Source organism: Leptolyngbya sp. FACHB-8 (assembly GCF_014695575.1).
Lineage (GTDB): Bacteria > Cyanobacteriota > Cyanobacteriia > Elainellales > Elainellaceae > Vacuolonema.
This window is the reverse complement of sequence record NZ_JACJOO010000070.1, coordinates 41,919-54,628: the sequence shown is the minus strand read 5'-3', so window position 1 is coordinate 54,628 and position 12,710 is coordinate 41,919. Positions and strand designations below refer to the sequence as shown.

Annotated in this window: 14 protein-coding genes; 5 read left to right on the top strand and 9 right to left on the bottom strand. The window is 48.9% G+C overall.

The genetic code is table 11. From position 1 onward, the window contains the following. Positions 1-373 precede the first annotated feature (373 nt). From H6F91_RS19000 to H6F91_RS18970, 7 genes are all read right to left on the bottom strand, one after another. Positions 374-652, bottom strand: a complete 279-nt coding sequence (locus tag H6F91_RS19000) for a hypothetical protein (RefSeq protein WP_190773673.1) — start codon at positions 650-652, stop codon at positions 374-376. A 543-nt stretch (positions 653-1,195) separates the two neighbouring features. Continuing rightward, a complete protein-coding gene (locus H6F91_RS18995; RefSeq protein ID WP_190773672.1) occupies positions 1,196-1,750 on the bottom strand; it encodes a hypothetical protein in 555 nt (184 codons plus the stop codon). 320 nt (positions 1,751-2,070) lie between these two features. Beyond that, positions 2,071-2,565 (bottom strand): TIGR00725 family protein, encoded by a 495-nt coding sequence (locus tag H6F91_RS18990; RefSeq protein ID WP_190773671.1) that lies wholly within the window; start codon positions 2,563-2,565, stop codon positions 2,071-2,073. 434 nt (positions 2,566-2,999) lie between these two features. Beyond that, a complete protein-coding gene (gene rimM / locus H6F91_RS18985) occupies positions 3,000-3,587 on the bottom strand; it encodes a ribosome maturation factor RimM (RefSeq protein ID WP_190773670.1) in 588 nt (195 codons plus the stop codon). Further along, complete coding sequence (locus H6F91_RS18980) at positions 3,550-3,948, bottom strand: hypothetical protein (RefSeq protein ID WP_190773669.1); 399 nt, start codon at positions 3,946-3,948, stop codon at positions 3,550-3,552. Before H6F91_RS18980 ends, rimM begins: the two co-directional genes overlap by 38 nt. 93 nt (positions 3,949-4,041) lie before the next feature. Beyond that, positions 4,042-5,322, bottom strand: coding sequence for a valine--pyruvate transaminase (locus H6F91_RS18975; RefSeq protein WP_190789432.1), 1,281 nt, complete (start codon positions 5,320-5,322; stop codon positions 4,042-4,044). Positions 5,323-5,675: 353 nt separating this feature from the next. Beyond that, on the bottom strand, positions 5,676-6,275 hold the full coding sequence (locus H6F91_RS18970; protein WP_190773667.1) for a peroxiredoxin: 600 nt from the start codon (positions 6,273-6,275) through the stop codon (positions 5,676-5,678). Positions 6,276-6,974: 699 nt separating this feature from the next. On the opposite strand from H6F91_RS18970, the gene H6F91_RS18965 reads away from it, so the two are divergent. Both H6F91_RS18965 and H6F91_RS18960 read left to right on the top strand, forming a co-directional pair. Then, a complete protein-coding gene (locus tag H6F91_RS18965) occupies positions 6,975-7,859 on the top strand; it encodes a TIGR02587 family membrane protein (RefSeq protein ID WP_190773678.1) in 885 nt (294 codons plus the stop codon). Beyond that, complete coding sequence (locus H6F91_RS18960; protein WP_190773665.1) at positions 7,856-8,284, top strand: TIGR02588 family protein; 429 nt, start codon at positions 7,856-7,858, stop codon at positions 8,282-8,284. Before H6F91_RS18965 ends, H6F91_RS18960 begins: the two co-directional genes overlap by 4 nt. Positions 8,285-8,545: 261 nt before the next feature. Here H6F91_RS18960 and H6F91_RS18950 read toward each other — a convergent pair whose 3' ends face one another. Next, positions 8,546-9,013 (bottom strand): hypothetical protein, encoded by a 468-nt coding sequence (locus H6F91_RS18950; RefSeq protein ID WP_190773663.1) that lies wholly within the window; start codon positions 9,011-9,013, stop codon positions 8,546-8,548. Positions 9,014-9,773: 760 nt separating this feature from the next. On the opposite strand from H6F91_RS18950, the gene H6F91_RS18945 reads away from it, so the two are divergent. The 3 genes from H6F91_RS18945 to H6F91_RS18935 all read left to right on the top strand — a co-directional run bounded on the left by H6F91_RS18945 (position 9,774) and on the right by H6F91_RS18935 (position 12,123). Next, positions 9,774-10,625, top strand: coding sequence for a hypothetical protein (locus H6F91_RS18945; protein WP_190773662.1), 852 nt, complete (start codon positions 9,774-9,776; stop codon positions 10,623-10,625). A 448-nt stretch (positions 10,626-11,073) separates the two neighbouring features. Next, entirely contained in the window at positions 11,074-11,649 is a 576-nt protein-coding gene (locus H6F91_RS18940; protein WP_190773661.1) for a hypothetical protein, read from the top strand. Between the two features lie 222 nt (positions 11,650-11,871). Then, the gene (locus H6F91_RS18935) at positions 11,872-12,123 is read left to right on the top strand and encodes a hypothetical protein (RefSeq protein WP_190773660.1); all 252 of its coding nucleotides are present in this window, start codon (positions 11,872-11,874) and stop codon (positions 12,121-12,123) included. Between the two features lie 48 nt (positions 12,124-12,171). Here H6F91_RS18935 and H6F91_RS18930 read toward each other — a convergent pair whose 3' ends face one another. Next, a complete protein-coding gene (locus H6F91_RS18930; protein WP_190773659.1) occupies positions 12,172-12,357 on the bottom strand; it encodes a hypothetical protein in 186 nt (61 codons plus the stop codon). Between the last annotated feature and the right edge of the window lie 353 nt (positions 12,358-12,710).

Below are 12,710 nucleotides of genomic sequence, written 5' to 3'. Positions count from 1 at the left end.
TGTTACTCCAAGTCGGTCGAGATGTTAACCCTCTCAGTCCAGTTACTCATTTACTATCTCAAGCATCATCGGATTCCAGTATTTACTTAAATCATTCTCTACTGTGCAACGCCAAATTTCCAGTAATGAAATTACCCCCAGAATGTTGGTGCTTTGCCCGCTTCGCGGGCAAAGCACCAACATTCTGGGTAAATTCTTATGCAGAAACCTCCTTAGGCCGTGCCCCTTCCACTACACCTTTTATTTATACAGCCCAGCATAGTAGTGACTTAAAACGCTGGGAAAAACACAAAACCCGGTGTTTTGGAAAACACCGGGTTTCTAGTAGCTGGCAACTTTGCTTAGATCAGGGAATTATCCCTCATTGAAGGGCTCACTCTGTATCGGGCGGCAGCTCCGGTTTGGGATACTCAGGATGATCTAACAAGTTTTTCTTAGATTCCCGTAGGCGATCCCAAAGAGTACGAATCTCTTCGTAGGCTTGCTCGGGACTTAGCTTGCCACCCGTTTCAAGATTGCAGACAAACCCAACACGTTGGGCAAACTCTTGCAGATTCGCGTTGAACGTAACGTTCTCCAACGAAAATTCACCCCGGTAGTGACCGGCCGGATAAAGAAATTGATTTTTTTCAGGTTGAGACGACTGTTCCAAAACGACCACCTCCGGTACGAATCTAGCAAACTTGGCACACTCAAATGAGCGAGCCTCTGAGCTCATCCATCTCTATTCTCACCATACCTCTCTCATAGAAGTAACGGCCACACAGCCCAAGAGAGCACACCAACTTTTTGAGCGTGACTTCTACCCCAAGAATGCCGAAGAAGCGCTCTTCTGTAGGGATCGCCACAATACCCTTCAGCAACTATAGACTAACTACGAGGTAGGAGCCGAATTTCATCTAATAGAATTAAATGGTTCTGACCACCTTCATCCTTCATTGTCTTATTGCCTGACGTTAAGAAACACTCCTGTTTCTCTCATATTTCCCCGTGAGAACCCATTTCACGGTTCCCTACCGTGAGGGGCTCATGCCCTACACCTGCTCAAGCTCTGATGTTGAGTGAAGTTCAACGGTTTACTTACCTACGTCCAATTAGCCTAGTAGGTTGAGGGGAAATCCATCACCTATGTTTTTGTGTAGGGTGCTTCGCACCCTACACAAAAACATAGGTTGCGAACTTAGGCCGCAACCTACTAGATATCAAAGGCCGAGTCGTTTGCCTGGAAAATAACTTCATCCACCCCATACATTGGCTGGGTCAGCAAGGTTTCTCGGATTGCTTCAAACAGGCTGTATTGATTCGCACTGCTGAGGCTTTGGAAAACTTCGCTGCTTTGGTTAGGTTCCAGTTCAAAGTTCACTTCAGCTTCCCGTGCTTGGGGATTCACGCTGACTTCGTAGCCTGTGATGCCTACATCCTGCCCCTCGTAAGCTTCGACAATTTGCCCAACTGCCATTACTGCGGGGGTGTCAGAGGTAACCAACACTGACTGAGGTACCAGCTCTTGGGTTGCCGGATCGGGGACATAAATGATGGCAGGCTCGTATTCCCGAGTAACGGAGGTGTCAATATCAGGGGTGGCTTGGGCGATCGCTCCCGCAGCATCAGATGCTACAGGAACAGGATTTGCAGTCGCCCTTTCTGGAACCAGACCCAAACTGACTAAGGCCAACAGGGTGATGGATAACTTTGCAATAGGATTTACGGTTAATGCTTGAGGGTTTAAATGGTGGAGGGGAAAAACCATAACTGTTCCTCTTTAATGCCAATTTTTGTCTAGTGATTGGATCGCGGCCTTTAGACCTATCAGCATGCCTGGGACCTCACTTTTTAATTGGGCTTTTATAAGACCGTTGGCCCCTCAAATCAGGAAACACAGGATTTAGTTCTATTATTGCACAGGCCCCTTAAACGGAAGAAATATCACATTTTTCTATGCAATTAGTAATGCGAAAAAATGTCTTCTCAAGGGCATTTTTTGAATAAATATCAGGTTTCTTTTAAGGATTACCTGAATCTGCAGAAATTGAGCCTTAAATTACAAAGATGACCAGTGCAACACCAAGATCAGGCAATTTCTAGAATCTCCCGAATGCGTCCGATCGCTTCCTCTGGTTGGTGCACAGAATACAGGTGCTCGGTACCTAGACTATAAAAGAACGCCTCACTCTCGGCGTCTGGCTTCAGGAGGATGATAGGCTTTCCGGTTTTGAGGGCGATCGCCACTTCTGAAGCAGTACCGGCTCCCATGCCACAGGCCACTACTACCCGGCTGGACAATATATTGATGACATTGCGGGCATGGCCCATCCCTGTGTAGATAGGGATGTCCACGTACGGCGAAGTTCGCCTCTCTTCGCTATCCGGCAGGATTCCAATCGTCAGACCCTGCGCAGCCTTTGCGCCCCGGCAGGCTGCATCCATCACCCCTACATTACGCCCTCCCGTCAACACCACCCATTCTGCCTGGGCAACCTGGAAGCCTAAGTTATAGGCATCCTGGTACTGTTCTGCTGTAGCAGCATCTCCTGGCCCCATTACACCGATGAGAATGTGAGACATATACAGCCTTAGATAACCTGAGTTCGGGTTAAGGGCGTTTTCGAGTGCCGCGTGTTGCGCGGCACTCGAAAACGCTTATTTTGGCGTGCGCAAAGCACACGCCAAAATAAGCACTTCAGCTTATCCCGAACTGAAGTTAGATAATTAAGCTGGGACAGATTATTTTTGAAAAGTAGCAATGGGCTGTACTTATTTCACCTTTCAAAACCTGTTTCATACCCATTTGAACGGAACCCAGTGCAGGTGTTTGTAAGGAAATGGCTCGACGAGCCATTTCCTTACAAACATCTGCCTAGTTTGGTTTTTAAATTGGTATCACAAACTATACGAGAATGCCGGAACCCAAATTTGGCATTAACAAATGAGGTATAAAAATAGCCCATGGAACGTAAGTTTCATGGGCTATTTTTATACCTCATTTTGAGTGAGAAGCGTTAGTCAATTAATCCGGCAGGGGGCGTAATTTCCACAATGCCACGATCGATCGCCACTACAGGCACGATCGCCTCTACAAAGGGAATCAGCACATCCGTTGTTTTGTCCCGAGGCGTGTCTAGCTTTACCTGAAGCAGGTCATTACCAGCCGGGAGGACGTTGGTCACAACCCCAACTTGAGCTTGGGTTGATTGGTCAATTACCCGCAGGCCAATGAGATCAGCCACATGGAATTCGCCCTCTTCCAGGGACGGGCGATCGCTCTCAGGAACCAACAGCAGACAATCCCGTAGGGCTTCAGCATCATCGCGATCATTGATGCCTTCGAGTTTGACGACAAAATTACCCTTACCCGGTTGCAGCCAGCCCTCCTCCAGTTGAATGGGGGTTGGTGTATCGCTACCGGGGCGCTGAAGCCAACGCTGTCCTGCTTCCAAAAATCGTTCTGGAAAATCTGAGGTGGGATAAACGCGCACCTCCCCTCGTAGACCATGGGCACCGACAATGGTGCCAATTTCCAGCCAGCCCTCCGGAGGTACCGGAAGTTGTTTAACCAACGGTTTGGACTTCTTCGTAGTATCGGCCATTGTCATCCAGACATTCCCGCATGAGGGGGTTCACATTACCAGAATAGTCGTTGCTGAGGGCGTATGGCTGAAGCTGGTGCAGTGGTCCGGCCAAAATTCTGCCCAGTTCCTCCTGATAGAGCCGCTCCTCGGTTTCGTTAACTTTATAAAAGTCATTATTGCTGCGATCGCGCGATATGGATGCCGTCACCAAACGGTTGTTAGAGAAGCTTTGAAAACAGAGGCGATCGCCCTGCGACCGAATGTCAATAATGCGGTTGCGGTTACTATAGGTGCCCGCTTGCAGTGGAATAGCCAGAGCCACCTGCGGTAAAGCTACCGCAACGAGAGTTATACAGGCGATCGCGTACCGTTGGATCATAAGTTTCCTCCACGCACACCAAAAACCACCTCAACAATAAACCAAAAAAATTCCGTTATGAACAGGATTGAGCTATTGATGCGAAAAACTAACTTAACCCTGCACTGACTGCTGATAGACCCTTTCGACCACCTCTGCAAGGCGTTCCATTGCAGTCGTCAACTCGTTATCACTCGCTGTTAAGCTGATACGGAAACACTCCCGAGTATGCTGCCAGGGTTCCTGTAAGCCAGGGAAGAAGGCACTGCCGGGAACCACTATCACACCCGCCTGCTTCAATTCCTGGTAAAAATCCCAGTCGCTGATAGGCAAATCCTTCAACCACAACCAGGCAAAGATAGCCCCCTCGCCACGGTGCAAGAACCAGGGCAACGATTCTGGCATAGCTGCATCCAGAGCATTCTCAAGTAAATGAAATTTGTTCTGATAGTGGGGACGGATGACCCGCTCAGAAATCTCAGCTAAGCGGCCCGAGCGAATAGCACGAGCCGCGATCGCCTGCCCATAGCGTGAAGAATGCAGACAAAGATTTGTCAAAAAACCCTCTAATACCTGAATCACAGCCGCATCTCCCAGCGCAATGCCCACCCGCTCACCGGGCAACCCTACCTTAGAAAGGCTGAGGCAGTGCACGATGTTGGGGCCAAAAATGGGAGTCATCTCAGTAAAGTTGAGGCTGGGAAAGGGGGGTGCGTAGGCCGAATCTACGAATACGGGCACGTTATGAGCAGCAGCGAGGTGGGCGATCGCCTTCACATCCTCATCCGACACCACATTTCCCGTCGGGTTACAGGGCCGCGAAAACAGCACAAATCCCGTTTGCTCACCAATCGTTAAATGATCGAGATCAGGCCGATACTTAAAGCGATGAGCAGCGGCATCAATGTTCAATTGTGGCTTACAAGCCGACAGGGATTCGGGAATTAGCGTTACGCCACCATAGCCTGTGTAATCCGGGCAGAGGGGCAGCAGGATCTTTTTCAACACACCCGTCTTGGTATAGCCACCTAAAGCGTTCGCTACGAGAAAGTAAAGCGATTGGCTCCCCGGTGTCACCAAAATATTGCGCTCCGTCAGGTTCAACCCATAACGCTGGTTGTAATCGGCCAGAACCGCCTCCATCAGCGGTTCATAACCCCGACTGGAACCATAACGGCACACCACCTCGCTAAACTCGGTACTGGCCAGAAGCTCTTGAGTACAATCCCGCCACAGTTGGTCTACCTCCGGTAGAATCACCGGATTGCCAGCGCTCAAGTTAATAAATTCCTGCCCCGCTGCTTCACCCAAGGTCTCTCGAATGTCTTTCATGATGGCACGAACGCCTGTCAAGCAAGACATCTGCTCACCAAACTGAGTCAGAGAAGGAATCATAAGCAGCTCCGGCAACGAGGACTAGATAAGAGCAAGAGGATAGCGATCGCTCCTATCACATTCTTCCTACCGTTGGGTGAACTTGCCCACGGAACGGCTTCCGGGTGCTGATGTTGCACGGCAATCGGAAACACCTTTAAGCCAAACGATAGCGCTGTGCACATTGATTAAGTACAGTGGTGTGGCGCACTTCGGGCTCCACACCACTGTACTTAATCAATGTGCACAGCGCTATAACGTCAAAAAAAAGGGAGCTGAAGCTCCCCTTAAGTACGTTGGAAATCTGTTACAGAGCTATAATTCCAAGATTTTTTGCACCCTCTTTAGTTTGCAAAAAAACCTGAATATACCATTTACACAGCCGCGAAGAACTCTTTAGACTTCACAGGGTCAGGGTTCATAGTCTTATCACCGGGCTGCCAACCAGCGGGGCACACCTCATCGGGGTGAGACTGTACATACTGGATAGCTTGCAGTACCCGCAGAGTTTCATCAACGCTACGACCGAAGGCCAGGTTGTTAATGGTGGCATGCTGAATCACACCATCTTTGTCGATGATGAACAGACCACGCAGGGCAATACCAGCTTCGGGATCGAGAACGTTATAGGCAGAGCTAACTTCTTTCTTGATGTCAGCTACTAGAGGATAGGCCAAGTCACCCACGCCACCACTCTTGCGGTCGGTCTGAATCCAAGCCAGGTGAGAGAAAACACTATCCACAGAAACACCCAGAACTTCGGTGTTGATAGCCTTAAACTCTTCGTAGCGATCGCTAAAGGCAGTAATCTCTGTGGGGCACACAAAGGTGAAGTCTAGCGGGTAGAAGAACAGCACCACATACTTGCCACGGTAGTCCGACAGCTTAATAGTCTTGAATTCTTGATCCACAACGGCTTCAGCGGTAAATTCGGGAGCCGCTTGCCCAACGCGCAGGCAATCGTGATGAGTCATAAAATCTACACTCCTAAAGGGTCTGCAAAGCTGCAACAACTGTGTCAATGTGGAACACTGGCAATCGCCCAGAACCTTGCACAGCAAAGCTCCGGCAACTACGACCAGAATTCTTACGAACTGTTACGACTATATCACAGGAAGACACTCTTTGTAGTCGTTATGACTTTAATATTCCTCTCCGATGGGGGAGCTGTCATCAGAAATGGTGTGGCCTTTAGCACCATGCCATCCCCCCTGGGTATAGCCCTTCGATTGGAGGCCCTATAACTTGATTGAGCGCAGCTCTGTGAGAGGTTAGGTATGCCCGCATGACATCAACCCTTACACAAAACGAGTCAATTACGCGGTATACGAGTAACACCATTAGCCAGGAGTTGTGCTGTTCCCATAACTACTGCTTCTATAGCCTTTGTTGTGTTAGTTAGCCTCAATTTTGGATAAGCCCAAGAGCCCATTTCGGCGTGTGCAGAGAGCACGCCAAAAGTTTTTTTGAGGGGCGCTTTGCGCGTCCCTCAAAAAAACTTCAGGACATCAGGAGCGAGTTGCGTTAGCCCAAGGTAAAGATCCATCCTGCTGTAGATGTGGGCTGTTATACCTCTGAGCAATGCTTAGACATCCAAATTTCTTAGACATGATATAGCTATCATTCCTAAAAGATTACGGATGAGTCGGCTAGGTCTTGTAAGGGAGGGGGAAATGCCGATAGCGATCGCACGGCGACGGCGACGGCAGGCGTGGAAAGCCGAAGCGGAAGACCTGGTACGCGGAGCATGTGGGGGTTTTCTGTTTGGGATTCCACTGCTCTACACCATGGAGATGTGGTGGATCGGGTCATTCGTAAGCCCGCCCATGATACTGGGTGCCCTGGTCGTAACCTATATCGTGGTATTTCTGCTCAACCGCACAGAAGGTTTTCGACATGTGCAGGGCAATGGCTCTCGGCAGGCTGCTATCGATAGTGTGGAGGCGATCGCTCTAGGCCTGCTTTGTACGGCATTAATTCTGGTGCTACTGCAGGAGATTACCCTGCGAACCCCAATGGACGAGGCATTAGGGAAATTGGTCTATGAAAGCCTACCCTTCACCTTGGGAATAGCCCTGGCCAATCAATTTTTGCGGGGCGATCGTAATACTGAATCTAACTCCAACACCCCGGCTAGCACCGCTCAACCTTCCGGTGAACTGTATGCAACCTTCTCAGACATTGGTGCAACTCTGATTGGCAGTACCATCATTGCCTTTAACATTGCTCCCACCGATGAAGTACCGATGCTAGCAGCCGCAATACCAATCCCCTGGTTGTTGGGCATTATTGTCATTTCGCTGCTGATCTCCTACGGCATCGTGTTTGAAGCGGGCTTTGCCAAGCAGCAACAACGGATGCAGCAGAAAGGAATCTTTCAACGCCCCTTAGGCGAAACCATCGCGGCTTATCTGATCTCCTTGGCCGCCGCCGCCGTTATGCTGTGGTTCTTTCAACAACTGCAGTTTAGCGACCCCTGGAGTGTATGGCTACGCTATACCCTTGTTTTAGGACTGCCTGCCACCATCGGCGGCGCTGCCGGGAGGCTAGCAATATGAGCCAGACAACGGAGACAACTCAGGCAGAACAGAAAAACACGCAGGGCGATCGCTCTCTCCCTGAGCGGGTGAGCTTCGGCATTGCTCTCACCATTCTGGCCAGCATCGTCGGCCTGGTGATTTACCTCTGGGTTAATAAGGAAGGCGATCGCCCTCCCGAACTCTCATTAGAACGTCCCGAAGATATTCGAGAAGCCAACGGCCAGTATTATGTCCCTTTCGAACTCACCAATACAGGCGGCGGCACTGCTGAGTCTGTGCGAGTTCTGGCCGAGCTGCGCATCAATGGTCAGGTCGCTGAGTCTGGCGAACAAGAATTTGACTTTCTCTCTGGCAATGAGAGTGAAGAAGGGGCGTTTGTATTTTCTAAGAATCCGCGATCAGGGGAGTTAACGTTGCGAGTGACAGGGTACAAATTGCCTTAAGCTCTTAGACCCCTTGCCAGTTCATAGGACTTACGCCTGTGTGTAGTACACCACACACAGGCGTAAGTCCTGCCTAAAGAGTAGAGGTATGGGAGAGGGGTGTGAATCGTTGTCCCACACTCCTCTCCCATGCCTCACTAAGGAGGTTTCTGCATAAGAATCTACCCAGGATGTTGGTGCTTTGCCCGCTTCGCGGGCAAAGCACCAACATCCTGGGGGTAATTTCATTGTTGGAAATCTCCTAAATTAGAAGATATTGTATTAACTCTTCTTCTCAACCCTCGCCTTTCGCTGCTGCGTTTGCGCTTGATTCGGATCGCGCTTCACAGTCTTGGTGTAATTGACGCGGCGAAAACGCAGAGCTGACCAATCGGCGTCGAGCGCCACTTGGCGTACACCTTCGAAACCCAATTCACCGAGGGCGGCCCAGCCGGTGTCGCGGTCAAAGTCACAGCGATAGCGTTTTGAAGTGATTTTGGGATAGGCAAACCAGATAATGGCATCTGCCTGGGCTTTGGGGGCGATCGCCTCAGCAGCAGCTTCCACCTGGGCCTCCGACATCACAAAGACTAGGGCGAAAGCAATCTCATCGATATCTCGCACATCATCGTAGACAGGAACGTCATCCAGAGCCTCCACTTCAGCCTCAAAGCTGTCGGGGGCATCGAGAACCAGAACCTCGGTTTGCTCCTTCAGGTTAAGCCTTTTGAAAAGGGCGGTAACAGGCATGATTGGGTCTCCGTGGCAAATAGAGGAAGCCTGATGGGTGTAGCACTAAGGCGATATCGAAAGAGAATGCACCCGGCATCCGTTCTCTATTCTCGCAGAGGCTGCCATTCTCTGCCGACTCATATGTAACGTCAGTTTGGATCAACTCGTATTCGACGGCCTAAGATCTGTTTTAAGAGTTATTTTTTGTGCATTTAGCGCAAAAAAATAACTCTTTCAGCTAGTTTTAAAACACGGCCTAAGTCAGTTCACTTTTAAACATAAGTTGATCTCTTGTGTTAACCTTGGGCGATCGCAGCGCATTCAGAAACTTGATTCACATTCATACAATTTTAAGTAATTACTAATACAGACCATATAACAAACAACAATTGAATTTACATAAATAGATTCCGTACAAAATATTGTGTCTCATGCTTAACTCATGCAACGTATACAGCACAACAAATAAACAATTCAACAGGTTCTACAGATTTCAATACCTTAAACGATCCTTTTGAAGTGGGAAAAGGTACAAGTGTCTTTTCTCTGTGCATACAGATTTAGCGCGCTCCCAACATCTGGAAAGACGGATCAGTGGGAATCGAAAGGAGTTCACTTCAACTCACCGAAGGAACTCCAAAAAGGTTTTAGAACAACGGTTTTGGATGTGGGAAAAATAGCTTGAGAAGATTTTGTAATGTTTTGTGTGGCTGATCTACCACCTAAGAGAGAGCGCCTAGACTGAGATGGATGAAATCGCCATGTCTATTTGTAACGTATGACCTCTGACCCCTCTGATCTAAACCCTATAGCGGCAACGAGTGATTCCCCTGGAGATGGCACCCGCCCCCTTCTGATCGAACTTTCTTCACGACGACGCTTTGTCCTTGGGTATGTGGCCGTCACAATTATTTCGTGGCTAATTGCCCGTTATCTCTGGCCTCTTCCGCTTCGGGCAATTCCCCTGAGTGACGACATGGTGAAGGGGTTAGTTCAGGGGTTGCTGACAGGAGCAACAGTCGGACTGGGACAATGGCTGGTGTTACGCCGCTACATCCCTACCTGGCATTGGATTGCAGCCAATGCCCTAGGGCAAATAGTCATTAATTTGGGGAATGAGCTGTGGACCAATTACTTGATTGCTCAATCCCAGAAAGACCCCACAGCTTTTCTAGAAACTTTTGGGGGAAACTATGCCATGCCGCTGCCCCTGGCAATCGCGGGAACGTTACCCCTGCTGTTTTTTCAATGGCTTGTGCTACGCCGCTATCTTCAAAGAGCGTATGCCTGGGTGCTGACTCCGTTTGCAGTAACCCTCCTCTCTATAGTGTTTTACATCTTCACGGGATTGTTGGGTTCTAAGACCAACTTGCCCATTCGCTTCGCAACCCCTATTTTGATTCCGGGCTTAGGTGGAATAGTGCAAGCGATCGCCTTCTGCCTGTTTCGCAGCAAGCGTGGGGTTTCTCTCAGCGAACTGGCAGAAGATGCGCGTCCAAATGGCAAGGGTAACCGGGATCTTCTACCGCTGCTTCGTCTAGCCCTGATTACACTGCTAATCCTGGCCGGGATCGCTGCCTTGGTGGGCAGTGCGGGAATAATAATCGAGAAAATCCAATTGCGCAGCTAACTTTTTGCCCAAACACCCACATTTTGTACATTTCCCAAAACCCTTGTTGAGTACACAAAATGCTCGCAATTAGGGGTTTCAGAACATTGCAGGATTCACGTATTAACGTCAGGTGTAAAAACGTAAACCCGCCACACCTGACATTCATGCTTCATATAGGAACTTACACAAGCTGCATTCATAAAAAAAGGGGATGAATTGCCAGCGATTGACCCCCACTGACCTTCTCTTCCCCTAGATCTACACTAACGCATTATTTGCCTAAAACTTTTTAGGGTTACAAATATTTGTACTCCAGCCTCTGGAACGTCGGCTCCTTATGCTTTTGAGCAGAATATTTAATTTAGTTACAAGTGGCCTCGTCTCTACCTAATTATTGAGGTCAATTTGGGAAAGATAGGCTAGAGCATGCAAAAATTGGCTATTTACTCCCCTGATCCACACCGCGATGAAAAGTACGTTGCTGGCAATCCTCCACGAGAACCTGCCCGAATCCCTTCATTACCTGCTGGATGGCCGCCGCATTGAGCGATGGGGTCGATCGCTCACCATTACTGCTAATACTGCCAAACTGGCTAAGCGCACCTGCCGCCTGGCTCGCTGGGTTGCTCCAGCCCTGGAGGCTTTGTGTTGCGATCGCCTGGAGATTACTGATGGACGCTCGTACAGCCGGGATTACTCCCGGCGTTGTTGTCAGCGCTTACAGGATGATCTATTGAAGCGTGAGGATGAGCGCCTACGGTTTAATCTAGTGCTATCAACGTTGCCCGAAGCGATTCAGGAATCGCTTGCCGCTTCTCGGGTGTTGACGGTACAGGGGCAAATTTACATTTATGTCAGCAACCCAGACGACTTTGAACGAGCGACTGGGATTGCGCTCTGGTTCAGCGAATTGGGAGACTATGGGTTTAAGGCGCTTGTAATCTCGGAACTGGGTCAACGCAGAACTCGCTTAACCGCTGAAGTACTGCAAAATTCCTGGGACATTGAGCGTAAAACCTGGAGCTTGAAAAATCCAGGATGATGGTGATGCTTTGGTATTTTATTTGACACTTACCTGTACCAAAACTTGGAACCCTAATTGTACCGCGGCAAAGCAGTGACACAATTAGGGTTCTAAGTTTTGCTTAGTGCCTGTTCTAAATTCCATCCTCACAAAATCCTCACATTTTTTTGTTCCAATACAATTAAGAGAATTTCAATTGACCCCACTGGCTGAATCCGCTATCCCCTTGACACCCAACCTATGAATAACCTCTTCCTGTCCTATCAAGACGCAGCCCTACTGATTGCCGCTTTAGATGAACTGGCATTGCACATTAAACCTGGGCCAGAGTTTTATTACCAGTACGACAGAATTGAGACGGTACAAAGCCAGATTGAATTGGCGATGGGTATTAATCGGGCACAGATTCGGGAAATGGAATGGGGGCGATCGCCCTCTCCTGAAGTTGAGGCTGCTTTAAGTGCAATCGAACAAGACCTAGCCATGGAATAATCTTTCCCTTGAGATGCGCCCCCTTAAGGTGAACAAAAAATAACTCTATTACGAACTGCTCTGACTGTGCGCTAACAGAAACTCTAGTGCCTCATCCAGGGTTTTGCAGATAGCGATAGGCTGTTCTGCATTCAGGTGCGCTAGAGCATATCCACCTCGACTACTAGAAACTCCTCCCAGAAACTGGTAACCAGCACTGGCAGCAACTTCTAATACTTTCTCTACGGTGATCATGGTTTTCACTCCCAACAACTTGCCTGAATGAGATAGATCAAAACCTTTTCAGAACAGATTTTGAATATCTATTGAGATATATTTCTTGAGCGGGAGTCTGGGAATGGCAAAATGCCACTTTTAAAGCTCTGAAATGCTTTGACAGCAAACAATACAGGTATTGCATGGGCGTGTCTATACCAGTTATTTACACGCTCCTCTGTCCCTAAGTGGGCCTGTAGTTCTATCAAAGGTTTGAAGACGAGGGGAATGGTACTCCTCCTTTCGTACTATGCCGCCAGTCGTAATTCTCTATAAATGATTTTTTTAGGGGGCCAATCTTAAGAGATACCCCTTAAGTCATAGACTCTAGA

What these genes read in the sequence shown, in the direction of transcription:
- H6F91_RS18970 (WP_190773667.1), bottom strand. Translation starts at nt 6,275, where the DNA reads ATGACTCATCACGATTGCCTGCGCGTTGGGCAAGCGGCTCCCGAATTT.
- H6F91_RS18945 (WP_190773662.1), top strand. Translation starts at nt 9,774, where the DNA reads ATGACCTCTGACCCCTCTGATCTAAACCCTATAGCGGCAACGAGTGAT.
- H6F91_RS18995 (WP_190773672.1), bottom strand. Translation starts at nt 1,750, where the DNA reads ATGGTTTTTCCCCTCCACCATTTAAACCCTCAAGCATTAACCGTAAAT.
- H6F91_RS18990 (WP_190773671.1), bottom strand. Translation starts at nt 2,565, where the DNA reads ATGTCTCACATTCTCATCGGTGTAATGGGGCCAGGAGATGCTGCTACA.
- H6F91_RS18975 (WP_190789432.1), bottom strand. Translation starts at nt 5,322, where the DNA reads ATGATTCCTTCTCTGACTCAGTTTGGTGAGCAGATGTCTTGCTTGACA.
- H6F91_RS18935 (WP_190773660.1), top strand. Translation starts at nt 11,872, where the DNA reads ATGAATAACCTCTTCCTGTCCTATCAAGACGCAGCCCTACTGATTGCC.
- H6F91_RS18940 (WP_190773661.1), top strand. Translation starts at nt 11,074, where the DNA reads ATGAAAAGTACGTTGCTGGCAATCCTCCACGAGAACCTGCCCGAATCC.
- H6F91_RS18960 (WP_190773665.1), top strand. Translation starts at nt 7,856, where the DNA reads ATGAGCCAGACAACGGAGACAACTCAGGCAGAACAGAAAAACACGCAG.
- H6F91_RS18930 (WP_190773659.1), bottom strand. Translation starts at nt 12,357, where the DNA reads ATGATCACCGTAGAGAAAGTATTAGAAGTTGCTGCCAGTGCTGGTTAC.
- H6F91_RS18950 (WP_190773663.1), bottom strand. Translation starts at nt 9,013, where the DNA reads ATGCCTGTTACCGCCCTTTTCAAAAGGCTTAACCTGAAGGAGCAAACC.
- rimM (WP_190773670.1), bottom strand. Translation starts at nt 3,587, where the DNA reads ATGGCCGATACTACGAAGAAGTCCAAACCGTTGGTTAAACAACTTCCG.
- H6F91_RS18965 (WP_190773678.1), top strand. Translation starts at nt 6,975, where the DNA reads ATGCCGATAGCGATCGCACGGCGACGGCGACGGCAGGCGTGGAAAGCC.
- H6F91_RS18980 (WP_190773669.1), bottom strand. Translation starts at nt 3,948, where the DNA reads ATGATCCAACGGTACGCGATCGCCTGTATAACTCTCGTTGCGGTAGCT.